Origin of the sequence: Loktanella sp. M215, from assembly GCF_021735925.1 — a bacterium.
Taxonomy (GTDB): domain Bacteria; phylum Pseudomonadota; class Alphaproteobacteria; order Rhodobacterales; family Rhodobacteraceae; genus Loktanella.
The window spans coordinates 3,857,226-3,883,514 of record NZ_WMEA01000001.1; the positions used below are offsets into that span (position 1 = coordinate 3,857,226).

Below are 26,289 nucleotides of genomic sequence, written 5' to 3' on the forward strand. Positions count from 1 at the left end.
GGGGGATCCTTTCGGGATGTTCGCGCGCAATATAAGCCCAGTCGCGGTCCGGCGATAGGTGCGGCAGCGCACAGTGCTGCTGCGGTGCCTACATGCAAGGGCCGGAGGCGTGCCCCCGGCCCTTGCGCAGCATCAGGTCTGCGTCATGCGCCGCTCAGAAGTTGAGCGAGATATCGCGGTGGTGCGCGGCGCAGGAGGCGACTTCCAGCGCCTGCGCGCGCGGCAGGCGCGGTTGCTGGCGCAGACCGATGGTGTCGCGGATCGCGTCGTCGTAGGCGGTGACTCCGGGCAGAAGCTCTGTCGCTGCACGTGTGCGCCAAGCCATCTGAGTGTCGAAGAGCGCCTGCGCCTCGGCCAGATACGCCATCGCGCGTTCCGGATCGGGAGAGCGGTCGTCGATCTCTTTGCGGGCATCGGCCAGCAGGCCGCGGATCTCGCGCCCGCCATCGACGTCGCCCAGCATCGATTCCACCTCTTTGAAGCGGACGTCGGCGGTGTCACCGTCCATGCCGGGTGCATCGGCCACGAGGGCTGCGATGGGGGCGCGGATGGCCTCCAGCGCGTCGGTGCTGGCGATGACGGCCTTCATGTCCATCACCGGCCCGTAAGCCTGATCGACCGTCCGGCGATAGAGGTTGCGGGCGGTCTCATTCTCTTTGTTGAGCACGTTGTAGGTCGCCTGCGTATCCTCCCATGTCGCGGGAATCTGCGCCTGCAGAGCGTCGACTTCGGACTGCAAGGCGTCGGCGCGGGCGGTCTGGGCTTCGCTGTCGCCGAAACCGCGGGACGCACGCAGGCGCAGGTCCGCGATTTCCTTGGTCCGGATCAGCATGTCGCGCTGCAGGCCGCGGACGATGGTGTGTTCGGGGCGGTAGTCCACGGCACCGTCGCGCAGGCGCTGCTGGATGGTCTGGATCTCGGCCATCATCGGGATCGCGGTTGCGGCCTTGTCCAGCCCCTCGATCCAATCGTCGCGCAGGTTTTCCGGCAGGTATGACACGTCCAGCCCGCGCGCCGTCTCGATGGCGGCGCTGATTTGCGGGCCACGCGTGTCGAAGGCGTCCGCGATGTATTCCTCGATGCAGTATTGCAACGCGGGGTTCACCGGCGGCGGCGCAGTTTCAGCCGTCAGGGACGTGCGCGCCGGCAGGTAGTTCACCAGCGGCGGGTTGAAGGCCACGATGATCAGCGCGAGGATCTGCAGCAAGATGAAGGCCACGACGCCCTTGTAGATCTGGATCGTCTTGAGCGCCGCCGGTGCGACGCCGCGCAGGTAGAACAGCGCGAAACCGAAGGGTGGTGTCAGGAACGAGGTCTGGATGTTCAGACCGATCATCACGCCCAGCCAGACGGCAGAGACGTTCGCCTCTGGATCGGCCAGCAGGATCGGGGCCACGATGGGCACCACGACGACCGCGATTTCGATGAAGTCCAGAAAGAAGCCCAGCACGAAAATCACCGTCATGACGATGATGAATTTCGTCCAGAAGCCGCCCGGCAACCCTTCGAGGAAGTGCTTGACCAGCTCCTCGCCACCGAAGGCGCGGAAGGCGGCTGTCAGCATGGCCGCACCCAGCAGGATGATGAACACAAGCGAGGTCGTCTTGGCGGTTTCGACCATAACGCCGGTCAGCGCGTCCTCGTTCGTGAAGGCGCGGATCCCGGACCAGATGATCGAGATGACGATCAAACCGACGCCGATGGCGGCCAGTGTGACCCCCATGCGGTCGCTGGCGGTCTGCATGTTCAGGACGTTGGTGTTGTAGTTCGCCAGCGTCCAGGCCACCAGCGCCAGACCCACCGCCGCGATGATCGCGGGGGTAAAGCGTCCAGGGCGGCCTTTGGGATGCAGGCGATAGCCCGCCATGACCATGGCGCCGACGGCGCCGATGGCGCCAGCCTGGTTGACCGTGGCGACACCGGCAATGATCGACCCCAGCACCAGCAGGATCAGCGCCAGCGGCGGGATCATGGCCAGCAGGACGTTGCCGATAAAGGCCGCGTCGTATTTCCCCTCGTAGGGAACGGCAGGCGCCATTTTCGGCCGCAGGATCGCGATGGCGAGGACGTAAAGGATGTAGATGGCCACCAGCAGCAGGCCCGGCACCAGTGCGCCAAGGAACATGTCACCGGCAGAAGTCGAGACGATGGCGAATTCCGACGGCATCGTCAGCTCGCCGGTCGCGACCTTGTAAAGCTCGGTCCGCGAGGTGCCCGCCTGATCAACGGCAGAGGCAAGCTGGTCGGCCAGAATGATGAGCACGATGGAGGGCGGAATAATCTGCCCCAGTGTGCCGGACGCCGCGATGACACCCGACGACAGGGAATTGGAATAGCCGTTGCGCATCATCGCGGGCAGGGAAATCATGCCCATCGCGACGACGGTCGCGCCCACGATGCCCGTCGTGGCGGCAAGCAGCGCGCCCACGACGATGACGGAGATGCCGAGGCCGCCCGGAATCGGGCCAAAGAGCTGGGCCATGTTAACCAGCAGATCCTCTGCGATCTTGGAGCGTTGCAGCATGATCCCCATGAAGATGAACAGCGGGATCGCGATCAGGGTGTCGCGTTCAGGCTCCCAATAGACGCCGCGCAGGTTGGTGACGCCGGCCGAGAGCCATTGCGACGGGCCGCCGTTGGCGAAATAGGCGGCTGTTGACCCTTCGAGCAGGAGACCGACAAGGGCCGCGGCACCGACGGTCAAAATGGCCGATCCGGGCAGCGCGAAGGCCACCGGGTAGCCGGAGCCGAGCGCCGTGCCCATCACGACGAGCAGCATCAGAAGAAAGAAGAGTTCCATGTGGTCCGGTGTCCCCGATTACATCATCTCGGTGGCGACATCGCGCGCACCGGGTTCGCCGCGCTTGTCGGCGACCGCTTCCAGAAATTGAGCGACGAACTGGATCATCATCGTGATCGCAAAGACCGCGAGGAAGCCCGCCATGAAATATTTGACGTACATGCCAAAGCCCGACTGGGTCGTCTCGAACACCAGAATGGGGCCGACGATGATCGACGAGGCGGTGCCGAAGCCGATGATCAGGATCGTCCAGCACAGCACCATGCCAAGGATGACGGAACCTACGGCGTTCACCCGCCCCTTTGATTCGCGGCGCATCGAGGCATAGAGCAGGTCGACGCGGACGTGCCCCTCCTCCAGCAGGGTATAGGCCGAGGCGAAGAGGAAAAGCGCGCCGTACCAGAACCGCACGAGGTCGGCCATGAAGGCCTGTTCGTATGAAAAGACGAAGCGCGACAGCACGATCAGCAGTTCGGCCACGACCACCAGTAGCGTCAGCCAGATGAACCCGAGGCCGCGGGTGATGGCACCGAGCACGATCCCGAGGACGATCAGCGGCACGTGAAAATAGACGCCGCGGAAATCGGCACGGCCGAGGTTGCCGGCCAGATCGGGACCGACCACGCCGTCCAGCATGTTCTGCACCCGCAGGAACGACAGGATCGCGTCCCCCATGCCGACCAGAAGCACGACGAAAAAGGCGCAGCGCACCAGAAACCGGTTGAAGGCGCTGATCCGGGCCGCGTCCTGCCGCAAGGTCACGTCAGGGCTGCGCGTGACATAGAGGAGCGCTGCGGCGATCGCGGCCAGCACCACGACGACCTGCACAAGCGCCATGACACCCACGCCGCCGGAGAGCGCGGACATGGCACCCGGAAACCCGAACCAGAACGTCAGCACCACGTTGATCATGTAGGCGGCCAGCACCGCCAACACGATCCAGCCAAATCCACGCGCCAGCAAGGCGCGCGCATGTCCCTGCGTTTCCATTCCCATCCCCCCGTTTTTTTGTATTTTTGGGAATGGGGCGGCAATCTTGCCGCCCCGTTCCACCCGGAATTGCCTGCGCTTACATGTCCAGAACGCGGTTCCGTTTGGCCACATAGGGCGCGTCCGACAGCGCCGTCCAGGCACCAATCTCGGCACGGGCCTTGAGGTGGCTGTCAAAGATCTCGGCAGCCAGCGGGCTGTGATCACGCGCCTCTTCGATAACTTCAGCCGAAGCAGTGCCGAAGGCTTCGTAGACCTCGTCGTTGAACTCGCGCAGCTCTACACCGTATTCGTTGATCAGCTTGCCCAGATATTCGCCGTTCTTGGCGTTGGTTTCCGCGCAGGACACGGCATTTTCCTCGGCGCAAGCGGCGCGGATGATCTTCTGGTCGATCTCGGGCACGGTCGACCACCAGGTCTTGTTCATACCTAAACCCAGCTGCGAGCCCGGCTCGTGGAAGCCCGGCCAGTAGTAGTATTTCGCCGCTTCATAAAGCTTGAGGAAATAGTCGTTCCACGGACCGACCCATTCGGTCGCGTCGATCGCGCCGGACACGAGGTTTTCGTAGATCTGCCCACCCGGCAGGGACACCGGCGACGCGCCCAGTTTCGCCATGACGTCGCCGCCAAGACCGGGGATCCGCATCTTGAGGCCACGAATGTCGTCGGGGGATTCGATTTCCTTGTTGAACCAGCCGCCCATCTGCACGCCGGTGTTGCCCGCCGGGTAGCCGATGATGCCGAATTCGTCGCCCAGCCTTTCGTACAATTCCTGCCCGCCGCCGAACTTCATCCAGGCGTCGATTTCCGTATAGGTCAGGCCCATCGGGATCGCCGTGAACGGCGACCAGCCGGCATGCTTGCCCTTCCAGTAGTAGTCGGCACCGATATAGGCCTGAGAGTTGCCGGAGGCCACGTCGTCGAAGGCATCGAATGCCCCGACCTTTTCGCCGGCGGCAAAGTATTGCACCGCGATCCGGCCCTCGGTCAGTTCCTCGATCCGGGCAGCCAGCCGCTGTGCGGACGTCCCCAACCCGGGAAAGTCCCGCGGCCAGGTCGAAACGATGTTCATGTCGATCCGGGTCTGCGCCAGCATCGGTGTGGCAAGCGTGGTCGCTGCGGTGCCCACGGCGGCCGAGGTCAGAAATTGTCTGCGTTTCATGTTTTTTTATCCTCCTGTTGGGCAAAGTCGGGTCTCGGTCGGTTTGCCTGAGCATGAGTAAATAAGAGACGCAATCACTGGTCAATTCATTTTACCAACACAGGCGCAGTTATCTTTCGCACAAGCACTTGGAAGGCTAACAAAATGACCTTGGCGCGCTGTGGAACTTCGACAAAAGATCTGACTTTTTCTGCCGAATGGGTCTGGACGCGCGAAAACCCGGTTGTTATAGCAGCCTCAGGTTTTCCGACGTAGCTCAGCGGTAGAGCAGTTGACTGTTAATCAATTGGTCGTAGGTTCGATCCCTACCGTCGGAGCCAATCCTCCAGCAAGTTCCTGAAATCTCAGGATTTCCGATATTCGGAATCGGAACTTGAGAACGAGGTGCACACGGCGGTGCACAATAGGGCTTCTGCGTGCCACGCAATCGGAGCTTGCCGCCCCAACTTGAACTCCGCCGGTCTGGTTACTTCTGTCGTAAACGCTGACCCCGCGTCCCGGATCGACCTGCACCCCATTGAAAGAGAATCTCCTCTGATTTTCGCTTCGCAACCATGTCCCGCGCGACGCGAAGATCCTGGCCCGTTGTCTGACAGCGATGAGCGACATGGTCTTCGCCGCTGTTGCGGAGACGACCATGACGATTGCGCCCCATCCGGCAGCACATTTCTCAGGTCCACTGCCCCGCGAAGCCGACCGAGGCCATCACACGCGCCGTTGATCGTTTTCTGACGGCGTTCGGCGTCAAATAAGCCGACGTGACGACAGGGCCCTTTTCCGCAATTGAGGACAATCTTGGCTGAGGCATCGCGTCACGTTCTGCCTGACGATTTTCACAAAACGAGCCAAGGACGCGTTGGCATAGAGAATTTCTCGCATCGCATGTGGGTGGATGGCACGACATTTCAAATGGAGGCAACGCCGACGACTTGATCAGCGATCCATTGCATGCCGTGCCAAATTCTTTCTATGCGGCGTTTTTCACCCCTTGAAGCCGGATCAGGCTATCGGGATATGCGACGAACCCAGTCACATCGTTTCGAAGACCGAACAATGAGGTGTAGTGATACATGACAATGTGTGGATTGGCGGTGGTGTAGATCGCGACGGCCTTCTGGTAGAGGTCGGAACGCATCGTCGGATCGGTAATCTCGCGTGCCTGCTTCAGGATCGCATCCAGAGCGGGATCGCAATATTTTCCCCAGTTCAAGAAGCCGTCGCATGACGCCCAGGGTGCAACGTTGGCGTCTGGATCAGGTCGGCCGCTCCAGATGACCAATGAGGCCTGATAGTCCCCGGCATCTGCACGCGACGCCATTGTCGAGGATTCAAGCGCTTCGAGCTTGACGTCAAATCCGGCTTCGGCTGCCATCGCCTGAACGATTTCGCCGATCTGCTGGGACGTGGAGCTATTTGCGACATTCAACGTGAAGCTGGGGTTCGGGATACCAGCGTCTGCCAGCAGCGCTTTTGCCGCTTCGACATCGCGGTCCGGGACCGGGTGCGTGGCGTCGTAGTATTGCGAACCGGGCACTTCGTGTTGATTGCTTGGAACGAAAAGGCCGTTGTAGACCACCTGGTTCAAGACATTGCGGTCGATCGACAGCTCGAATGCGCGGCGCACGCGGGCATCCTGACCCAAGGGGTTCTGGGCTTTCTCTCCGTTCGCGACATTGATCGATATAAGATCGTATGCGACCGACGGACCGCGCACCAGCGTCAAGCCAGCATCGTCTTCGACGGCCTTGATATCGGTGGGCGCAACCCGTTCGATCATGTCCAGATCGCCCGAGCGCAGGCTGAGAAGGCGGATCGAATCGTCGGGTATCGGCAGGAATGTGACCCCATCCAGAAAGATTTCGCCGCTGTTCCAATATTCATCGAACTTCTCGAGCCTGATGAAATCCTGCGACACGCGTTCGACGAACTTGAAGGGCCCGGCGCACACGGGATTCAAACCGATATCTTCTCCCGCGTCCGCCAGCGCCTTTGGCGACATGATCATGCCGGCGCGGTCAGCCAATGCGGCCACCAAGGGCGCGTCAGGCTGTGCGAGATCGATCCGAACGGTCAGGGGATCGACAACCTCGACCGATGCAATCGACTTCAGCTCTGTCTGGCGACGCGAAATCGGATCGGACCGGTAGCGGTCCAGATTCGTCTTCACCGCCGCAGCATCCAAGGCGGTGCCGTCATGAAACTTGACATCGGGTCGCAGTTTCAGGGTCAGCGAACGGTTATCCTCGGACCAGTCCCAGGCGGTGGCCAGTTGGGGACGAAAAGTGCCTTCGGGCGTCGTGTCGATCAGCTTGTCACAAAGCGACGCGAAAACCAGACGACCCGCAACCGAGCCACCCTGTGCGGGGTCGAGAATATCGGGATCGGCACGGATCCCGATCCTCAGGTCGCGCGCTTGTGCGCTGGTCGTCACAAACGCGGCGCAAACCGCTGACATCACAAAAATACCAAAGCCTCTTGATCGTCTCGACATCGAAGGTCTCCTGTCTTGTGTTGCGGTCCCGCCGTTGGACTTGGGGCTTGGGGGTGAAGCCCGAAGCATGGGATAACGGGCGGAACCCGAGGCGCCTGCCCATGCCTGAACTGGAATACGGTGCGTTGCGGCCACCGCCCGTGGCAGATCGAAACCACGCGAGGCTGCCAGTAACTGTCGTCATGCGCCGGCTTCGATCGCGTCGATCAAGCTGTCGGTCGACATCGTCCGGCAGTACCCCGCAAACGCCGACAAAGCATTCTGATGGCGCATTTCGGTATGGGTGGCACAGGCGTCCGCGACGCAGACAGGATAGAAGCCGCGGTCGGCCGCATCCCGCACCGTATGATCGACGCATTGATCGGTCAGAAAGCCCGTGACGACGAGCGTATCGATCCCGATGTTGCGGAGCAGGTATTCGATATTCGTCGAATTGAAGACACCGGACGACGTCTTGGGCAGTACGATGTCGTCCTTTCCCGGCGCAAGTTGATCCAGCACCTTGGCGTCCCACGATCCCTTTGCGATGAAGAACTGCGACAGCTTGTAATCCAGACTGCGATCACGCCCGTCCTCGGTCATATTTTCCATCACGGTGTACATCACTTCTGCCCCTGCCGCGCGAAAGCTGGTCAGAAGCCGCTGCAGGTTCGGCAGCACCGTCTTGCGAATTTCGGTGTCGAAATACGGAATGCTTTCCGCTACCCGCGGATTCCAGACGTAGTTCTGCGTGTCGATCAACAGCAGGCAAGTCCGCTTGGGATCAAATGGCCGGATCCGGCTGAGGGTGGCGTCGGTGGCGGTGGGCATGCGTGACCTCTTTGAAAAGGGATGGATTTTGGGGGTTTTTCGGACCTTTCAGGCGTGGGCCCTCCAGATATCGGCCTTTGCCAGCAGGTTTTCGATCGTCCGGGCGATCGCTAGCAATCGCGCTTCGCGGCCGGGTGCCCCGATCAGCTGAAGTCCGACCGGCAGACCCGCAGCATCGAACCCGGCGGGAATGGTCACGGCGCAGAGACCCAGAAAACTGACGACGCAGGTATTGCGGAGGTTGGCCAGGTTAAGCCGTGCATATGTGTCCGCGTCGGCCAGCATGGCGACGGGCGGCGGGGTGATCGGTACGGTCGGACTGATGATCGCATCATAGCCCTGCAGAACGGCGGCCGCCTCGGCGGCCAAAGCCGCATAGCGGGATTTGCGATGCAGGTACGTCCAAGCCGGCAGGTCGCGCCCGTCATCCATCCGCTGCCGGACGCGCGGATCAAGTGTGTCAAGCCAGTCCGGCAAATGACCGCGAAGAAAGGCGTAAAGTTCGGCCGATACGATGCCGCCCTGATGATAGATCTCATAAACTTCGCCACAACCGGGCAAGGTCTGCTCTGTCAATGTCGCACCGGCAGCCTCCAACAGCCGCATCGCCTCCGTGACGCGCTCGGCGATGCCGGGATCGGTGCCGTCCCAGAAAAACCGCTCTGCGACCCCGATCCGCAGCGACGTTCCTTCAGCCAGATCCGGCACCTTGTCGCCCCCGAGGTGTTCAAAGGCGAAGGCCGCGTCGTCAGCGGTGCGCGTCAGGATTCCGGGGGTATCGAAACTGGGGCTGAGGGGCACGATGCCCTGAACCGACCATTTTCCCAACGTCGTCTTCAAGCCAACCGTACCGGTCATACTGGCAGGGATACGCACCGAACCGCCGGTATCGGTCCCGAAGGCAACAAGCGCCGTACCTTCCACAACACAGACGCCCGCGCCGCTGCTCGATCCGCCGGGGGCGCGGTGGGTCTGTCGGGCTCGGGGGTTCCATGGCACCGGGTGATGCTTGCTGGTTCCCAATCCGCCAAAGGCGAATTCAACCGTATGGGTCTTGCCGACAATGACCCCCAGTTGCCGGCGCACAGCGGCGACAAGTGGACCTTCGGCAGTCCAGACTTCGGGCAGTGCGCAGGGGCTGCCCGCAAATGTCGGCAGCCCCGCAACACCGTAGAGGTCTTTGAAGGATATCGGGATGCCTTGAAGCCCGCCCAGGTAGGTGCCCGCGGAAAAGGCGGCGTCGGCCGCCGTGGCCTGCAGCCGGGCCATATCTGGCGCCCATGACACATAGGCGTTCAACGCAGGATCATGCTGCGCCAAGGCCGCGTCGATCAAATCCGGTGCCCGCAGCGCTCCGTCGGCCAACTGCGCAGCGATCGTGCGCAGACTGTAATGAAGGACGTTGGCCGTCATATACATTTGCCAATCATGACGGCATTGCCAACGTGCAGCTCTCGCTTGGCGCCATCATACCATGATGTCCCCGCCATTGGGGTTGAACGTGGCACCGACGTAAAACGCGGCGGCCTCTGTCGCGAGCAAGAGCGCTGTCGGTGTGATTTCGTCCACATGACCTTGTCGCCCGGTCAGCAGTTCGCCCTGCTTTTTCGCGGCCCATTCCGCCGGCAGTTTCATGTCGGTCAAAAGTGGTCCCGGACAGATCGCGTTGACTGCAATGTTGTCGCGCGTGACCTCGTAGGCCAGCGAACGGGTCAGGCCCAGAATACCAGCTTTGGCAGCGGCGTAGTGTCCCATGCCCTCGCCTCCCTTGTGGGCCAGTTGAGAGCTGATGTTGATGATCCGGCCATAGCGTTGCGCGCGCATGTGGGGCAGCACCGCGCGGGTGCAATAGAAGACGCTGGTCAAGTTGATGCGGATCATCTCGTCCCACATGGCCGTGGGCATGTTTTCCACCAAGGACACCGTGCCGATGCCCGCATTGTTGACAAGGATCGCAGGCGCACCAAGGTCGTCGATAACGGCCGCTATCGCGGTCTGGACCTCTGTTTCGTTCCCGACGTCGACCTGAAACGACACGCTTTGGCGTCCCGTCGCGCGAATGGCCGCGGCCACAGCCGCAGCACCCGGTCCATTGCGGTCAAGGACCGCGACATCGGCCCCTTCGGCCGCGTAGAGCATCGCGATGCCACGACCAAGTCCGGTTGCGGCCCCTGTCACGATCGCGATACGACCGTCCAATTGTCCCATCTTGTGTCTCCCGTGGACCGCTTTCATCAGAGGCGCATGTTCATTTTCAGTAGATTTCGGCGTAACGTCTGCAGAGCTCGTCGGGCGCCCACGCGCGGCTGATCTCGAACTCGGCCTGCTTGTTGGCAATGTAGGCGTCCAGCAGGCGCTGCGGCAGGAAACCCTGCACGACCGGATCATCCTTCAGCGCCGCAAAGGCCGCGTCCACGGAGGATGGCAGCCTGACGATCTGGCGTGCTGCACGCGCGTCTGACGACATGGTTTCGGGATCTTCGTCCATCGTCGGCTGCGGCGGCGGCAGCGCGTCGTTGATCCCGGAAAGGCCGGCACGAATGATGACGGCCAGCTGCAGATAGGGGTTCGCCGTGGCATCGGCTGCACGGAATTCAAAGTTGAACTGTCGCGCCACGGCCTCGGGTGACGCCCCGAAGGTCGGACAGATCCGCAGCCCCGCCTCTCGGTCGCGAAACCCGACATTCGACCACACCCCGGTCCAAGAGTGCGACACCAGCCGCAGATAGGATACCGGTGACGGCGCAGTGAAGGCGCATAGCGCCGGCATGTGCCGCACAATTCCGGACAGAAATTGCCCTGCCCTTTCGCTGATCCCGAACGGGCGGTCCGGATCATGGCTGAGGGGTGTGCCGTCCGTATCCCACAGACTGAAATGGATGTGCACACCGCTCCCCAGACCATCGGGCTGCACCCGCGGCGAAAAGCTGACACTGTGGCCCAGCCGAAAAGCCGTGGCCCGCGCCATTTCGCGCACGGTCATGGCAGTGTCGCAGGCGACCAGGGCCTCCGACGGGGGCACCGTCACCTCGAATTGGCCGGGTGCAAATTCCGCGAGGTAGCTGTCGACTTCGACCCCGGCGGTGCGCAGCGCGCCAAGGTAGGTTTCGCCGAAAACGCCGTGGCGGCGGATGGCGTCCAATGCGTAGTTGTCCGCCGCGCGCGCATTGGCACCGCTGTAAATGAACTCGTGTTCGAATGTGACTTTCAGGACGATGCCGGTCTGCGCCAACAGATCTGCCACAGCGTCCCGCAACAGCGTGCGCGGGCAACAGTCCCACACCGTCCCGTCCGTGTTCTGTACGTCGCACAGATAGAACCGTTCGGCGGGTGTGCCATCGCCGTAATCGACCGCGACCCCGGTGGCAGGGTCGGGCATCAGCATCACGTCGCCGTGCGATCCCCAGGCCCCCGGCGCAATCGTCCCCAGCGCCGTGAACATCAGGTTGTTCGGTGTCCAGCCGATGCCCCCTGTGAGACGCTTTTCAAGTTGCGACGATGGAAAGCCCTTGCCGCGCACCTGGCCCGCAAGGTCGGTGTAGCAGAACATCGTCAGTGGATCTTGTTGCATGTCTGGCCTCTGGTGCGGTTGGGTCATGGATCAGGACCCGAGGTTGAATGGTTTGCGCAGGTTTTCGAGTGTGGCGATCCGGTCCTTTGATCGCGCCCCAAGGGCGTCCACGACGCCCGCCGTGATGATTTCCGCCATGGCCAGACCGGTGACACCGCTGTCAAAGGCGCTGGGGATGCTGACGGGACAGGGCACGACGATATCGGCGAAAGCGGCGATTGGAGAATACCAGATATCCGTGACAAGGATGATCGACGCCTTCTGACCGGCCGCGCCTTTTGCAAAGTCCAGCACGTCGCGCTGGTAGCGCCTGAAATCGAAGACCACGACGGTGTCGCCCGGCCCGACGTCCAGCAGATAATCCGCCCAGGCCGCGCTGCTGTCGCGGATCAACCGCACACCAGGCCGCAATTCCCGCAGGTAATGATGAAGGTAGGAGGCGACCATCCAGCTGAACCGGCCGCCGATACAAAACACCTTGCGGTCGAGGTCGGACAACCGCGCCACGATCCATGGCAGGTGCTGACGCAGATCCCGCTCTGCCATGTCGATATTCTGAACCATGGCCTGTGCGATGCCATCGCGCGGGGCGACGGGCCCGTCTTCGACGCCCCTGACCGCATAGCGCGACAATGGCCCCTGAAGCCTGACCTGAATTTCGGCGCGCAAGGCTTCCTGAAAATCGGCATAGTTTTCAAAGCCAAGCCGGCTGGTGAACCGCAATATTGTCGGTCCGCTGGTGTTTGCGCGACGCGCAAAGCGGGCAACCGTTTCAAGTCCGGCCATCGGATATTCGCCCAAAAGCGCCTGTGCCACCCGGCGTTCGGCCTCCGTGAACAATCCCAGCTCTCGTCTGACCCTGTCCTGCAGCGACAGGGCCGGACGATCAGTTGCACTGGCGTTCTTGTCGGGGGCGGTCATGACGTCAGAACCCCGGACAGATCGACCGCTTTGGGAAACAGGTCAGCCAGCAAACGGGCCCACTGCCGCTGCCCGCTGTCATCGCCGATCAGGTCCTGCCGGATCTCGATCTCGACGTAGGGAATCTGATTGGCCTCGGCATGGACGGGAATGGTGTAATCCATTTCCATGTTCACGACGTAAGGTTCGTTGATGCCGACACAGAGCGTCGTGTCGGATTTCAGCACGTCAACCAGCGCGTTCCCGATCCGCCAGTCACTGTTTGCGATGACGCTGATGTCCCAAGGCCGGGGGCGCGGATCGCTGCGAGGGCGATCGGTGCAACTGTGCATCGCGAACAGCACGAACGGTCGATCTGCGGCCCGCCGATGCTCCAGTTCCGCTTTGATACGGTCCTGATAGGGCCGCAGGATTTCGTGCTCGCGTGCGCCGATCTGGTCCACCGTCAGGCCGACATTGCCCGGTACAACGGTTCCGTCACTGATTTCAGGGACCGACTGCGGCTTTCGTGGCTTGCGATTGCAATCGATGACAAGCCGCGAATAGGGCTGAAAGATATAGGTCGCATCGAGCGTGCGGGCCAATTCGCGTGTCACACCATAGATCCCGATGTCATAGCCAATATGTCGCGACAGTTCGTCTTCGCCCAATCCGAGCGTGCCCAGATGCTGCGGAATCGCCCGTCCGGCGTGGTCCGACACGAACAGGATGGGGCTGGCACCGTCTGGGTTTTCGACACCGAACGCCTGCGGGTCGGTCATGCTCAAAAGCGTCGTCTTGGTGTTCACGTCGGGGCTTCCTTCAACGGGACCCGGCGCAACCCGATCGGTGGTAGCGTCGTCTGATCGGGTTGCGTCATTTTGTATGGGGTCGGTCAGCTTTGCGGTGTGACAGTCGTATCAAGCGACACGACGCCATCAACCACATGCATGATCGCGACAGGTTTGCTGGGCACACGGCTGCCGGCGACATAGGCAATCGTGCCCGTGACGGCATCGGCATAGCCAGCGGTGGCGGCCAGTGCCTCTGTCACGGCTTTCGGATCGGACGATCCGGCCCGCGTGATGGCATCCGCGATCAGCCCCATCGCGTCATAGCCAAGGGCCGCGAATGCATTTTCAGGGGGCATCCCATATTCCGCCTCATAGGCTTTGCGGAAGGTCTCTGCCGGTCCGGTTTCAAGTCCGACATAGGCGTGGGTCGTGAAGTACACGTTGGTCGACAGCATCGGTCCGGGAACGGACGTCAAAAGATCGGTGTCAAAGCCATCCCCGGCCATGATCGGCAAGGAAATCCCGGCCTCTCGGATCTGCTTCACGATGATCCCTGCCGTATCCGGCCCAGAGGATGCGAACACGCCATCGACGCCCGTCGTCGCCTGCAGACGTGCGACGAGTGCCGAGAAGTCCTGATCGGCGGTCATGTAAACATCTTCAACCGCGACCGTGCCCCCCAGTGCGGTGAACCGCTCTACAAAGTATTTCGACAGGCCGGTCGTGTAGTCCATCGCGTTGTCCGTCCAGACAGCGACGTTGCGCAGGCCCAGCGTTTCATAGGCATATTCGGCCATCGCATGGGCCTGCACGTCGTCGCCGAAGGGGACCAGAAACATCTCGTCGCCGACCATCGCAGGCAAGTCCGGAGAGGTGGCACCGGAGGTGACGAAGGGGATACCGGCGGTCTGGAACAGCGCCGCAGAGGCCAGCGCGAAGGTGGTGTCGCTGTGACCGATCCCGGCAGTCAGACCGGGGATGGCGACGGCGCGCTGTGCGGCGGTCGCCGCTTCACGGGTGTCGTCCTTGGTGTCGATGGCCGTCAGTTCGATCATGCGGCCGTCCAGCAATCCGCCCGCATCGTTGATCATCTTCGCCTTCAGCTTGACCCCGTTCAGCGATGGCCCGTCAAGCGACGCAAGGCCGCCACTGCTGACGTTATACAGGGCTGCGATATTGATCGGCTCTTGGGCGACTGCGGGCGATGCCACAGCGATGGCCATGCTTGCAGCAAACGCCGCAACTTTAGACTTCCAGTTGAAAGACATCGGAATCTCCTTGTTTCAGGGTTGTGACCCATGGCTCGGGTCTGGGCGCCTCGTAAACTTTCGGGTCCAGGCAAACAGGTCAGGCTCTGCCGTGCCGAACAGGCCGGTGGGGCGAAAGATCAGAACCAGCAGGACGACGACGGCCACGATCATCTGGCTTGCACCAAACAGGCCCGCCACTTCTTCGAATGGTCGCAAAAACTCGGTCGAGATCGTCAGGATCACGGCCACAATGGCCGCACCGGTGATGCTGCCGGTGCCCCCCAAAACGACCATCACGACCAGCTGGAACGCCATCAGGAAGGTGAATGAATTGGGACTGATCAGCGTCACCAGATGCACCCAAAGCCCGCCGCCGATCCCCGCAAAGAACGCCCCCAGCGCAAAGGCCAGAACCCGCGTGCGTGCCACGTTGATCCCGAGGCAAGACGCCGCCAGTTCGTTTTCGCGGATCGCCAGCATGGTGCGTCCCAGCGACGAATGCTTGAGCTGCCAGCAGACATAGATGGTCAGGGCCACGAACAGATAAACCCACCACAAATTGGTCAGCGCGGACAGACCGCTCAATCCAAGGGCGCCCCGCGTAATCCCCGAAAGGTTCACCGCAAAGCTTTGCACGATGAAAATCAGCCCCAGCGTCGCGACCGCCAGATAGTGGCCACGCAGCCGCAACACCGGAAAGCCAACGATAACCGCAGTGGCCGCCGACAGCAACCCACCCGCCAGAAGGGCAGGCAGGAACGGCCAATGCTGTGTCACGAGCAAATCGGGCAGCGATTTGAGCATCACGGCCTTGCGCTCTGGCGCCATGACGAGGATCGCAGACAGGTAGCCACCGATGGTCATGAACGCAGGATGACCCAGCGAGAACAGACCGATATAGCCATTTGTGATGTTCAGGCTGACGGCCAGAATGATATTCACGCCGACAAAGCCGATAATCGACACGGTGTAGGGATCGAAGGCATGGATCGCGCCATAGATCAGCGCCGATGCCACCACCAGCGTCAGCACCGCCACCCCGATTTTGGTCCCGCCGGTCATGCGCGCGTTTCGGTGTTGCGGCCCAGCAGGCCGTTGGGCATGACCAGCAAAACCACGATGAGCGCCCCGAACACAAAGGCGTTGCGGTATCCCGAATATTCTGGCGGCAGCAGGCCCACGAACAGGACCTCTGACAGGCCCAGAACGTAGCCACCGACAACCGCACCCGGTATGGACCCGACCCCACCGATCACGGCGGCCACGAAGGCCTTCAACCCGGGCAAAAGCCCCATGAACGGGCTGATCTGCCCGTATTTACTGCCCCACATCAAACCGCTGACGGCCGCAAGACCGCTGCCAATGGCAAAGGCCAGCATGATCATCCGGTCGATGTTGATCCCCATCAGGCGCGCCACGTCATAGTTTTCCGCCGTGGCACGCATCGCGATGCCCACCTTCGTGAACTGCACGAAAAAGACGAGAGCGATCATCAAGACGATGGCGAGCGCAACGATCGCAAGGTCGATCACCCGGATCGTGATGACCCCGGTCGCTACCAGCCGGTTCAGATATTCCGGCACCAGAAAGACGCGCGGCTGGGCCGAAATCGTCATTACCAGAAGGTTTTCCAGAATGATCGCCACCGCCAGCGACGCGATAAAGCCGGTGACCTGCGGCGCACCGCGCATCGGCCGGAATGCGATCCGTTCGATCACCACACCGAACAAGGCCCCGGTCAGGACAACAACGACCAGTGCCACCGGAAACGGCAGCCCGATCAACGCCAGACTCGCCAGCGTCGTGAATGCGCCCATCGTGAAGATATCGCCATGGGCGAAATTGATCAGGCGCACGATGCCGTAGATCATCGTGAAACCGATTGCGATCAGCGCATACATGCTGCCCAGGATCACGCCGTTCACGATCTGAGAGAGGATATAAGCCGATCCCATCACGCAGCCCCCAGATAAGCGCGCTGCACGTCCGCGTTCCCGGCTAGATCGCGGCCGGTGCCTTCCAGCACAATCTGTCCCGCCTCCAGCACATAGGCGCGGTCGGCGATATCCAGCGCCATGGCGGCGTTCTGTTCCACCAGAAGGATCGTCATGCCCTCCCGCCGCAGCCGTTCCAGGATGTCGAAGATCTGTTCGACCAGTTGCGGCGCCAGACCCAGCGACGGCTCGTCCAGCAGCAGCAGCTTGGGGCGGCTGATCAGCGCACGCCCGATGACCAGCATCATCTGCTCGCCCCCTGACAACCGGTCCCCGGGCACGTTGGCGCGGGTGCGCAGGATCGGAAACTGGGTCTGAAGGTCGGCGATATCAGCATCGATGGCCGCCCGGTCCTGGCGCAGATAGGCCCCGATCCGCAGGTTTTCGGTCACAGAAAGGGCTGCAAACACCTGCCGCCCTTCCGGGCAATGGGATATCCCGGCCTGCACGATCTGTTCGGCGCGCATCCGCCCGATGTCGATGGGCGCAGCGTCCGCACGAGGCGCATAGCTCAGGGTGCCCGATTCAGGCCGAAGCAGCCCCGAAATTGTCGCCAGCGTTGTCGTCTTGCCTGCACCGTTCGCGCCAATTAATGCCACGATCTCTCCCGCGTTGACGGTCATGCTGATCCCGCGCAACGCGTGCGTGCCGCCACGGCGGACATGGACGTCCTCAATCCGCAGCATGGGCATCCTTTCTGCGGCGACCCAAATATGCTTCGATTACGCGCGGATCGCGCTGGACTTCGGCAGGGGTGCCTTCGGCCAGCAGCCTGCCCTGATGAAGGACCACGATGCGGTCGCAGATCCCCATGACCATCTTCATGTCATGTTCGACCAGCAGGGTCGTTATGCCCAATTCGCCATGCAGGCGGCGGATCGTTTGCCCCAGATCGATGGTTTCTTGCGGGTTCATGCCGGCCGTCGGTTCGTCCAGCAGCAGCAACGCAGGCTCGCTGACCAAAGCGCGGGCAAATTCCACCTTGCGCTGCTCGCCATACGACACGTTGCTGACCATTTCATGTGCGCGCCGCCGCAGGCCGAGGACCTCCAGCATTTTCAATGCACGGCCGCGGATGTCGACCTCCGATGACCGGGCGGCGGACGACCGAAGGATTGTCGACAGAAAGCCCGCGCCATGGCGCATGTGCAGACCGACCATTACATTATCGAGGACCGGGAGATCGCGAAACAGCCGGATATTCTGGAATGTCCGCGCCATGCCCAGATGCGCGTTGTGCGCAGGCGACTTGCCCGCGACGTCCTTGCCCCGAAAGCGGATGTTGCCGGATGTCGGTTTCAGCACGCCCGTCAAAAGGTTGAACGCCGTCGTCTTACCTGACCCGTTCGGACCAATCAGCCCCACCAGTTCCCCTTCGTTGATCGAGAAACCGAAACCATCAAGTGCGCGGACGCCACCAAAGGTCTTGGTCAGCCCCCCGACGGTCAAAAGTGGTTCTGTCGACGCGTCCATCCCGCCCCCGTTTTCCAGCAACGACAACAACACAGCCCCATTGTAATGTTTGATAGGGAATTGGTCTTGTCGTAACTTCTGTAACAAGAGAACAAATGTTACGGTCCGTCAAATGTATATTGAGTTTGTTACAGCCCGACATAAGATCATCCGCACCGACCTTTGAGCAGGAACAGAAACGCAACATGCCTGACGCTCTGACCCGTGACATCACCATCGCACCCCGACATGCAGCACTCGTTTTCATCGATGTCCAGAACTACGCGGCCCACCCCGATGGCAGCGAATTCAAAGGACTGGGTCCCGCCGAAAAGTCGAAATATGACTATTACTTTGAAAGACTTGAGAGCGTCGCACTGCCGAACATGCAACGTTTGCAGCAGGCGGCCCGCGGCGCCGGTTTGGAAGTCATCTACGCCGTGATCGAGAACCTGACCGCCAATGGAAGAGACCGCAGCCTCGACTACAAGATTTCGGGGATCAACGTCGAAAAAGGGTCTTGGGATGCCCAGGTGTGCGCGGCGATCGCACCCGGAGACGACGAAATCATCCTTCGGAAAAACTCATCCAATGTCTTCATATCGACCAACATTGATTATTTATTGCGCAGTCTGGGGATAAAGCAGGTGATCCTTTGCGGAGTGGTAACAGACCAATGTGTCGAGTCGGCCGTGCGAGATGCCTGCGATCTGGGGTATCTTGTCACACTCGTTCCTGACGCAAGCGCCACATACACAGCAGAACGGCAAGAGGCATCGGTGAAGGCCATAAAGGGCTATTGCCGGCAGATCAGCACCGAAGCGCTTGTTGCTGAACTCAAGGCAAACCGATGACCCCGCGCCAGCTTGGCCCTGTGCTTGTGACCGGTGCAAATGGCTTTCTGGGCGCGGCACTGATGGCCCGCCTGCGGGGAACCGGCCATCAGGTCATTGCGTCAGATATCGAAGCTGGCGACGCACCGTGCGACATCACAGACTTTGCGCAGGTCGAGGCACTCTTTCGAGGCCAGACGTTCGGGACCGTCTTTCACTGTGGCGCAGTGTCCGGGCCGATGGTGCTTGCCGATCAGCCTCTGGCAATCTGGCAGATCAACGCGCTCGGCACGGCCCATGTGCTGGAGGCGGCACGCCTTCATGACGCGGGGCGGGTCGTGGTCTGTTCGACCACGAATGTCTACGGCGACCTCGCCGCGCCGGTCGATGAAAGGACGCGGCCGGCGCCAAATTCTGTCTATGCGGCCAGCAAGCTTGCGGCCGAGAATGCTGTTCTGGGCTATGTGCGCGAACATGGCACCGACGCCATTGCCTTGCGCCTGTCGTGGATTTACGGCCCCGGACGTCGAACCCCGACAGAGCTGGAGAATATCCTGCGCGCCGCCCTCACCGGGCAACCCGCCGTCTTCAGTGCGGCACCGGACGATTTCACCCATTATCTTTATATTCAGGACGCCGTCGACGGGCTGATCTGTGCTGGCTGCGCTGCCGCACCAAGAGATTGGCTTTACAATATCGCAACCGGACCCGGCGTGCCCGTCAAACACCTTGCCAGCATCATCACCGACCTTCGGCCCGACGTCCGACTGGCCCTATCAGCCCCGCAAAAGACCGCCACAGGTCCGACTGCGATCGACATCGGACGTGCAAAGCGGGATCTCGGTTTTTCTGTAAACACAGAACTCGGCGTCGGTCTTGAAAGCTACCTTGAGTTTCTCGTGAAAGACAGTTGAGTGCCGTCGGACTGTGAGATGGCGGTCGAGTCTCTCAGGTTGGAAAGATCGACGCCGTCGCGCTTTGATAAGCGCACGGCGCAGTGTAGACGGGCTCCAGCCCATTCAAAGATCGGAGATCCCATGTCGCAGCCCGCCCTTTTCACGCCGCTCAAGCTGCGTCACCTGGAACTTGCCAATCGCATCGTCGTTGCCCCCATGTGTCAGTATTCGGCCAAGGATGGCTGCATGAACGACTGGCATCTGATGCACCTGGGAAATCTTGCGCAATCAGGTGCCGGACTTTTGACGATCGAGGCGTCGGCGGTATCGCCGGAAGGGCGGATCACCTATGGCGACGTCGGTCTGTACGACGATGCAACCGAGGCCGCGATGGCCCGTGTTCTTGATCATATCCGACATTACAGCCAGATGCCGGTTGCGATCCAGCTGAGCCATGCGGGGCGCAAAGCGTCCTGTGATGTGCCCTGGCAGGGCGGCACGCCCCTGCCCGTGAATCATGTCAATGGCTGGCAGACGCAGGCCCCATCGGCCGTGCCTTACGACGATCGTTCATCGACGCCGACCGCACTGGATCCTGCGGGTCTGGTCCAGATGCGCGATGCATTCGCGGCGGCGGCGACGCGCGCGGGCCGGCTGGGTTTTGACGCCGTTCAGATTCACGTCGCTCATGGCTATTTGCTACATCAATTTCTGTCACCACTGTCGAACCACCGCGATGATCAATACGGCGGGTCGCTGGAAAACCGGGCACGCTTTCCGCTGGAGGTGTTTGATGCGGTCCGCGCGGCGTTTACAGCAGACCGCCCTGTCACGCTGCGGATTTCGGCGACCGACTGGGTTGACGGCGGCTTCACCTTGGAAGAGGCCGTCGCATTTTCCCGCATGGCTGAGGCACGTTGTGTCGATGCGATCCATGTCTCGTCCGCCGGTCTGCATCCGGACCAGAAAATTCCCGTTGGACCGGGGTATCAAGTGCCGCTTGCGCGTGCCGTCAAGGCTGCCGTCGGCATCCCGGTTGTGGCTGTGGGGCTGATCACCGAACCCACCCATGCCGAGGCCATCATCGCCAATGGTGACGCCGACATGATCGCACTGGCCCGGACCATTCTTTATGATCCGCGCTGGCCGTGGCATGCAGCCGCCGCCCTTGGTGGGCAAGTGGAGGCCGCAAACCAGTATCTGCGGTGCCAGCCTGCGCAACATCGCAATCTCTTCAAAGGGTGATGGGTTCGCGTTCCAACAGGTTTATGGAATGGATGACGCCGTAGCGGGGGCGGACAAGGATCCCGAGGTCAGAGACGCTTGTCGGTGCTGAGACGCGACCACGCCGTGTCCGGTCCCGACAGCATCCCTGCGGATCTGCATCGAACGGAACATGGCGCTGGTCAGGCCCCCAGTCGGCAGTAGAGCGCCGCAGCAAGCTTGGCGCGCTCCACCAGGCTGTCGACCTCGATATGCTCGGTCAGAGTATGCAATCCCTTGCCGCGCACGCCGATGGAATCGAGCGTGGGCAGGCCGAGGAAGCCGGTGAAATTCCCGTCCGATCCGCCCCCGGCAGAGGTGCCCGACATCTCGAACCCGATGTCCTGCGCGATATCCTGCGCCACTTTCAGCATCGCCATCGTGCCGGGCTGGTCGGGCTCCCAGACGGGGCGGGTCACACCGCGACGCACCTCCATCACGACCTCGCCGCTGTCGTCGTCCAGGGCCATCATCCGGGCCACGCCTGCGTCCAGCAGTGCCTGCGTCTTGGCCATCGACAGCACCTCGGCGTCACAGAATGACGAGACGCAGTTGACCCACTGCCCGGCGTGAATCACGCCCAGCGAGAAGGTGCAGTCAGGCGTTGTCATCCCCTCGATCACGGCGACGGATTTCGCCATGGCCGCGATGGCGGATCGTCCCTCGCCCAGCGCCCAGCCGGCGTGGCTGGGCTTGCCGCGGGTCTGCAGGTTGAACCGCGCGATGGCATAGCGCCCGATCACGGCCCCGCCGTCCGGGCAGGCGGGTTCGGGAACCAGGATGAACTGGTGACGCTTCGCCTCCGCCTCGATCAGCGCGCGCGTGGACGGCGTGCCGACCTCTTCGTCCGGGGTGAACAGGACGGTGACGGGCAGCGGTGTCTCGACTCCTGCTGCCAGCAGCTTGCGGAGGGCGTCGAGAAAGACGTAATTGCCGCCCTTCATGTCCATCAGGCCGGGACCGTAACAGATCGCGCCGTCGCGTTTGAACGGCAGTTTTTGCAGGGTGCCAACCGGGTGGACCGTGTCCATATGTCCCAGCAGCAGGATGCCCCCCTGCCCTGCCTTCGGGTGCGGCATGGTCGCGCGGACGCTGTCGCCGTACCCCATGCGACCGGGAATCCTTTCAACCCGGGCACCAAGAGCAGCCAGGTCGTGCTGCACGAGGTCCATCATGCGGTTCACGGCCGCAGCATCGAACGTCGGGCTCTCGGTCTCGATCCAGGGCTTCAGACCGGCGATCATCTCGTCGGTGTCGAATGGCAGGGTCAGCGGGTCGGTCATGGTGCAGGCTCCTGCCCCGGTGGCGCGGCGCACACCGGGGGTGGTTTGGGAAAGGAAGGACAGAATTCAGGCCTTGGGCAGGCGTGTCTCCACGATGCGGGCGTAGATCGAGGCACCAACGGGCAGGATCGCATCGTCCAGCACGAAGCCGGGATTGTGCAGCGGCACATTGCCCGCGTGGCCGACGCGGCAGTAGGCGCCGGGCACGACCTTCAGCATGTCGGCAAAATCTTCGGACCCGGTGGCCTGTTCGGTCGATTCCTGCGACAGGTCAGCGCCGACGATATCCGCCGCCGCCGCGACATAGGCCGTCGTCAGGTCGGCATCGTTCATCAGCACGTCAAAGACGTTACGCAACTCGACGTCGATATCGACCCCGTAGCCCAGCGCCATGCCGGCGCACAGCTCGCGGATGCGCGCCTCTGCCATCGCGATGACGTCGTCGTGGAAATAGCGGATCGTGCCGGCGATGGTCGCAGACCCCGGCACCACGTTATAGGCCGATCCTGCGTTGAACTTTGTCACCGACAGCACGATCGGCTTCGTCGGCGGCGTGTTGCGGCTGACGACGCTTTGCAACTGCTGGACCAGCGCCGTGCCAATCACGATGGGATCGCGCGACTGGTGCGGCATGGCGGCATGGCTGCCGGTGCCCTTGATCGTGATGTCAAAGAAACTCGCCCCCGCCATCGCAGGCCCCGGCGTGACGGATACAAAGCCGGGTGCAGAATTGGGGTCGTTGTGCATCCCGTAGATCTCGTCGCAGGGAAATTTGTCGAACAGCCCCTCCGCGATCATGCGCCGCGCGCCGCCCAGACCTTCCTCGGCCGGTTGAAAGATCAGCACGACGGTCCCGTCGAAATCGCGGGTCTCGGCCAGATAACGGGCGGCGCCCAGCAGCATCGTCGTATGACCGTCGTGGCCGCAGGCATGCATCCGCCCGGGGTTCTGCGAGGTGAAGGCAACGCCAGAGGCCTCCTCTATCGGCAGGGCGTCCATGTCGGCGCGCAGGCCCACACGCCGGTTGCCCCCGCCCTGCCCCTTGATCAGGCCGACGACACCGGTGCCACCGATGCCCTCGTGCACTTCGTCCACGCCGTAGGCCCGCAGTTTTTCGGCCACGATGGCAGCGGTGCGGGTTTCCTCGAACCCCAGTTCGGGGTGGGCATGCAGGTCCTGACGGATCGCGGTCAGATCGGGCGCGAAGGCGTCGATCTTGGGGATGATACTCATGGGGTGGCTCCTGTGGTGACAGCGCTCATGGCGCGGAAGTTGGCGAAATCCCAAAGGCGGCCCGGCGCCGCCTCGATCAGGTTGCGGGTGTAGTCGTGGCGGGGGTTGGCCAGCACCTCGCCCGCGGGCCCGTGCTCGACCACGACGCCCTTTTGCATGACCAGCACATCGTCGCAGATCTGCGCCGCGACGCGCAGGTCGTGGGTGATGAACAGCATCGCGATGCCGAACCGGGCCTGCACGTCGTCCAGCAGGTCCAGCACCTGCGCCTGCACGCTGACGTCGAGGGCAGAGACCGCCTCGTCGGCGACCAGCAGGTCGGGTTTCATCGCGACGGCGCGGGCGATGGCGATGCGTTGCCGCTGCCCGCCGGAAAACTGGTGCGGATAGCGGTCGAGCGCATCGCGCGGCAGATCGACCAGATCCATCAACTCTGCCGCATGATCCATCGCGTCGGACTTGGACGTGCCGAAATTGACCGGCCCCTCGCACAGGCTGCGCGCGACGGTCCAGCGTGGGTTCAGTGACCGGTAAGGGTCCTGAAACACGATCTGGAAATGCTTGCGGTGCGGCTGCAACTGGCGACGCGACAGATGCGCGATTTCAGCCCCCGCAACGGTGACGCTGCCCGCCGTCGGGTCGATCAGGCGCATGATGCAGCGGGCCACGGTGGATTTGCCGGACCCGCTTTCACCCACGATGCCCAGCGTCCGGCCGGGAGCAATCGTGAAATTCACGTCCCTTGCGGCGCGCACCCCTTCGGACGTGCTGAAAAATCCGCTGCCGCCATAGGTCATGTCGAGGTTCTCGACCGTGATCACATCCTTAGCCGTGGCCGCCGCGCGTGCGGCGCGCGGCGCAAGGTTCGGCACGGCAGCAAGCAGTTTGCGGGTGTAGGGGTCCTGCGGTGCGGTCAGCAGCGCGCGGATCGGGGCGCGTTCGACGATGCGGCCCTTTTGCATGACGCTGACGGTATCCGCGATTTCGGCCACGACGCCCATGTCGTGGGTGATGAACAGCACGGCGGTGCCGTGCCGTTCCTGCATTTCGGCAATCAGCTTGAGGATCTGCAACTGCGTTGTCACATCCAGCGCCGTCGTGGGTTCGTCGGCGATCAGCAGATCGGGGTCGAGGATCAGCGCCATCGCGATCATGATCCGCTGGCGCTGGCCGCCGGACAGCTGGTGCGGAAAGGCGGCATAGATCCGTTCCACGTCCGGCAGATGGACCTGTTCCATCATGGCGACGGTGCGCGCCTTCGCCTCGCTGCGCGACAGCGAGGTGTGCATGTTCAGCACCTCCTCGATCTGTTCGCCGACGCGCAGGACCGGGTTCAGTGCCGTCATCGGTTCCTGAAAGATCATGGCGATCCGCCGGGCTCGCAGTTCGCGCATTTGCGCGGGGCGAGCCGTAGTGATCTCGAACCCCTCCAGATCGATGCTGCCGCCGGTGATCTCCAGCGCATCCTTGGGCAGCAGTCCCATCGCGGCCAGCGAGGTGACCGATTTGCCCGATCCGCTTTCGCCGACCAGGCAATGCGTTTCGCCCGCCCGGATCGTCAGGTCGATGCCATCCAGCACAAGGGCCGCGTCCGACCGGCCGGTCAGACCCACAGTCAGGCCCTTGATCGTCAGGACCGTCTTGGCGTCGGTAAAATCCCGTGACTTGAACTCCATGCTTACCCCTCCCGCTTTTTCATGCGCGGATCCAGCAGGTCGCGGGCCGTGTCACCCAGCAGGTTGATCGCAAGGATGCAAAGCGACAGCAGCAACCCCGGCCAGAAGATCAGGCCCGGCTTGATCTGAAAGTAACTGCGCCCCTCGGCCATGATGTTGCCCCAGGTCGGAATCTCGGTCGATACACCGGCCCCAAGGAACGACAGGATCGCCTCGATCAGGATGGCAGAGGCGCAGATGTAGGTGCCCTGCACGATGAGCGGCGCAAAGGTGTTGGGCATCAGGTGCTGGATCAGGATCTTGGGCATCGACGAGCCCAGCGCGATGGCAGCTTCGACATAGGGCTCCTCTCGTGCCGACAGCACGACGGACCGGACAAGGCGCACGACGCGCGGCACCTCTGGCACCGTGATCGCGATGATGACCGACATCAGGCTGGGGCCGTTCAGCGCTACCAGCGCGATGGCCAGCAGGATCGCCGGGATCGCCATCAGGCTGTCCATGATCCGCATGATGATCGCATCCGCAAGGCGGAAGTAGCCCGCCACAAGCCCGATCATCAGGCCGATTGCCACACTGACCACGGCAGCCCCCACGCCGATCAGCAGCGACACACGGCCGCCGGTCATCACGCGGCTGAAGGTGTCGCGCCCGTAGGGGTCGGTGCCCAGCAGAAATTCGTCCGACGGCGGTTTCAACCGCGCCATCGCGTTCATGGCCAGCGGATCGTAGGGCACGTAAAGCGGCGCCAGGATCGAGGCCAGCACGATGATCACGAGGATCACGGCCGCAATGGTCGGGCCGATGCCGATGCGCGCACCCGCGGGCAACGAAAACCAGCCGGTCAGCACCTGAAACGCGCTGTGCCGCGAGGTGGGGATCTCTGTCATG

22 protein-coding genes and 1 tRNA gene are annotated in these 26,289 nt (G+C 62.2%); 4 read left to right on the top strand and 19 right to left on the bottom strand.

Annotated elements, in window-relative coordinates:
• Positions 1 to 154: 154 nt before the first annotated feature.
• From GLR48_RS18965 to GLR48_RS18975, 3 genes are all read right to left on the bottom strand, one after another.
• On the bottom strand, positions 155 to 2,800 hold the full coding sequence (locus GLR48_RS18965) for a TRAP transporter large permease subunit (protein ID WP_237063917.1): 2,646 nt from the start codon (positions 2,798 to 2,800) through the stop codon (positions 155 to 157).
• Positions 2,801 to 2,818: 18 nt separating this feature from the next.
• Positions 2,819 to 3,790 carry a TRAP transporter small permease subunit gene (locus tag GLR48_RS18970; RefSeq protein WP_237063919.1) on the bottom strand — a complete coding sequence of 324 codons (972 nt, stop codon included), beginning with the start codon at positions 3,788 to 3,790 and terminating at the stop codon, positions 2,819 to 2,821.
• 79 nt (positions 3,791 to 3,869) lie between these two features.
• The gene (locus GLR48_RS18975) at positions 3,870 to 4,952 is read right to left on the bottom strand and encodes a TRAP transporter substrate-binding protein (RefSeq protein ID WP_237063921.1); all 1,083 of its coding nucleotides are present in this window, start codon (positions 4,950 to 4,952) and stop codon (positions 3,870 to 3,872) included.
• Positions 4,953 to 5,197: 245 nt separating this feature from the next.
• Here GLR48_RS18975 and GLR48_RS18980 point away from each other — a divergent pair.
• Positions 5,198 to 5,272 (top strand) — tRNA-Asn (locus GLR48_RS18980).
• Between the two features lie 647 nt (positions 5,273 to 5,919).
• On the opposite strand, the gene GLR48_RS18985 is transcribed toward GLR48_RS18980, so the two are convergent.
• The 12 genes from GLR48_RS18985 to GLR48_RS19040 all read right to left on the bottom strand — a co-directional run bounded on the left by GLR48_RS18985 (position 5,920) and on the right by GLR48_RS19040 (position 18,235).
• Positions 5,920 to 7,443, bottom strand: coding sequence for an ABC transporter substrate-binding protein (locus GLR48_RS18985; RefSeq protein ID WP_237063923.1), 1,524 nt, complete (start codon positions 7,441 to 7,443; stop codon positions 5,920 to 5,922).
• Positions 7,444 to 7,623: 180 nt separating this feature from the next.
• The gene (locus GLR48_RS18990) at positions 7,624 to 8,253 is read right to left on the bottom strand and encodes a cysteine hydrolase family protein (protein WP_237063925.1); all 630 of its coding nucleotides are present in this window, start codon (positions 8,251 to 8,253) and stop codon (positions 7,624 to 7,626) included.
• A gap of 48 nt (positions 8,254 to 8,301) precedes the next feature.
• The gene (locus GLR48_RS18995) at positions 8,302 to 9,672 is read right to left on the bottom strand and encodes an amidase (protein WP_237063927.1); all 1,371 of its coding nucleotides are present in this window, start codon (positions 9,670 to 9,672) and stop codon (positions 8,302 to 8,304) included.
• Positions 9,673 to 9,720: 48 nt separating this feature from the next.
• Positions 9,721 to 10,461 carry an SDR family NAD(P)-dependent oxidoreductase gene (locus GLR48_RS19000; RefSeq protein WP_237063929.1) on the bottom strand — a complete coding sequence of 247 codons (741 nt, stop codon included), beginning with the start codon at positions 10,459 to 10,461 and terminating at the stop codon, positions 9,721 to 9,723.
• Positions 10,462 to 10,507: 46 nt separating this feature from the next.
• The gene (locus GLR48_RS19005; protein ID WP_237063931.1) at positions 10,508 to 11,824 is read right to left on the bottom strand and encodes a glutamine synthetase family protein; all 1,317 of its coding nucleotides are present in this window, start codon (positions 11,822 to 11,824) and stop codon (positions 10,508 to 10,510) included.
• Between the two features lie 30 nt (positions 11,825 to 11,854).
• Positions 11,855 to 12,745, bottom strand: a complete 891-nt coding sequence (locus GLR48_RS19010; RefSeq protein WP_237063932.1) for a MurR/RpiR family transcriptional regulator — start codon at positions 12,743 to 12,745, stop codon at positions 11,855 to 11,857.
• Positions 12,742 to 13,533 (bottom strand): N-formylglutamate amidohydrolase, encoded by a 792-nt coding sequence (locus GLR48_RS19015; protein ID WP_237063933.1) that lies wholly within the window; start codon positions 13,531 to 13,533, stop codon positions 12,742 to 12,744. The genes GLR48_RS19010 and GLR48_RS19015 overlap by 4 nt, the downstream gene beginning before the upstream one ends.
• A gap of 86 nt (positions 13,534 to 13,619) precedes the next feature.
• Positions 13,620 to 14,786: an ABC transporter substrate-binding protein gene (locus GLR48_RS19020; protein ID WP_237063934.1), complete on the bottom strand. Its 1,167-nt coding sequence runs from the start codon at positions 14,784 to 14,786 to the stop codon at positions 13,620 to 13,622.
• A gap of 15 nt (positions 14,787 to 14,801) precedes the next feature.
• A complete protein-coding gene (locus tag GLR48_RS19025; protein WP_237063935.1) occupies positions 14,802 to 15,830 on the bottom strand; it encodes a branched-chain amino acid ABC transporter permease in 1,029 nt (342 codons plus the stop codon).
• A complete protein-coding gene (locus tag GLR48_RS19030; RefSeq protein ID WP_237063936.1) occupies positions 15,827 to 16,723 on the bottom strand; it encodes a branched-chain amino acid ABC transporter permease in 897 nt (298 codons plus the stop codon). The genes GLR48_RS19025 and GLR48_RS19030 overlap by 4 nt, the downstream gene beginning before the upstream one ends.
• A complete protein-coding gene (locus tag GLR48_RS19035; RefSeq protein ID WP_336886650.1) occupies positions 16,723 to 17,448 on the bottom strand; it encodes an ABC transporter ATP-binding protein in 726 nt (241 codons plus the stop codon). Before GLR48_RS19035 ends, GLR48_RS19030 begins: the two co-directional genes overlap by 1 nt.
• Positions 17,435 to 18,235: an ABC transporter ATP-binding protein gene (locus GLR48_RS19040; protein WP_237063939.1), complete on the bottom strand. Its 801-nt coding sequence runs from the start codon at positions 18,233 to 18,235 to the stop codon at positions 17,435 to 17,437. Before GLR48_RS19040 ends, GLR48_RS19035 begins: the two co-directional genes overlap by 14 nt.
• Before the next feature lie 185 nt (positions 18,236 to 18,420).
• On the opposite strand from GLR48_RS19040, the gene GLR48_RS19045 reads away from it, so the two are divergent.
• From GLR48_RS19045 to GLR48_RS19055, 3 genes are all read left to right on the top strand, one after another.
• Positions 18,421 to 19,068 (top strand): isochorismatase family cysteine hydrolase, encoded by a 648-nt coding sequence (locus GLR48_RS19045; protein WP_237063941.1) that lies wholly within the window; start codon positions 18,421 to 18,423, stop codon positions 19,066 to 19,068.
• Positions 19,065 to 19,961 (top strand): NAD-dependent epimerase/dehydratase family protein, encoded by an 897-nt coding sequence (locus tag GLR48_RS19050; protein ID WP_237063967.1) that lies wholly within the window; start codon positions 19,065 to 19,067, stop codon positions 19,959 to 19,961. Before GLR48_RS19045 ends, GLR48_RS19050 begins: the two co-directional genes overlap by 4 nt.
• Before the next feature lie 123 nt (positions 19,962 to 20,084).
• The gene (locus GLR48_RS19055) at positions 20,085 to 21,188 is read left to right on the top strand and encodes an NADH:flavin oxidoreductase/NADH oxidase (protein ID WP_237063969.1); all 1,104 of its coding nucleotides are present in this window, start codon (positions 20,085 to 20,087) and stop codon (positions 21,186 to 21,188) included.
• Between the two features lie 161 nt (positions 21,189 to 21,349).
• Here GLR48_RS19055 and GLR48_RS19060 read toward each other — a convergent pair whose 3' ends face one another.
• The 4 genes from GLR48_RS19060 to GLR48_RS19075 all read right to left on the bottom strand — a co-directional run bounded on the left by GLR48_RS19060 (position 21,350) and on the right by GLR48_RS19075 (position 26,288).
• The gene (locus GLR48_RS19060; RefSeq protein WP_237063971.1) at positions 21,350 to 22,489 is read right to left on the bottom strand and encodes a M20/M25/M40 family metallo-hydrolase; all 1,140 of its coding nucleotides are present in this window, start codon (positions 22,487 to 22,489) and stop codon (positions 21,350 to 21,352) included.
• Between the two features lie 66 nt (positions 22,490 to 22,555).
• A complete protein-coding gene (locus GLR48_RS19065; RefSeq protein WP_237063972.1) occupies positions 22,556 to 23,722 on the bottom strand; it encodes a M20 aminoacylase family protein in 1,167 nt (388 codons plus the stop codon).
• Positions 23,719 to 25,398 carry an ABC transporter ATP-binding protein gene (locus tag GLR48_RS19070; protein ID WP_237063973.1) on the bottom strand — a complete coding sequence of 560 codons (1,680 nt, stop codon included), beginning with the start codon at positions 25,396 to 25,398 and terminating at the stop codon, positions 23,719 to 23,721. Before GLR48_RS19070 ends, GLR48_RS19065 begins: the two co-directional genes overlap by 4 nt.
• Positions 25,399 to 25,400: 2 nt before the next feature.
• The gene (locus GLR48_RS19075; RefSeq protein ID WP_237063974.1) at positions 25,401 to 26,288 is read right to left on the bottom strand and encodes an ABC transporter permease; all 888 of its coding nucleotides are present in this window, start codon (positions 26,286 to 26,288) and stop codon (positions 25,401 to 25,403) included.
• Between the last annotated feature and the right edge of the window lies 1 nt (position 26,289).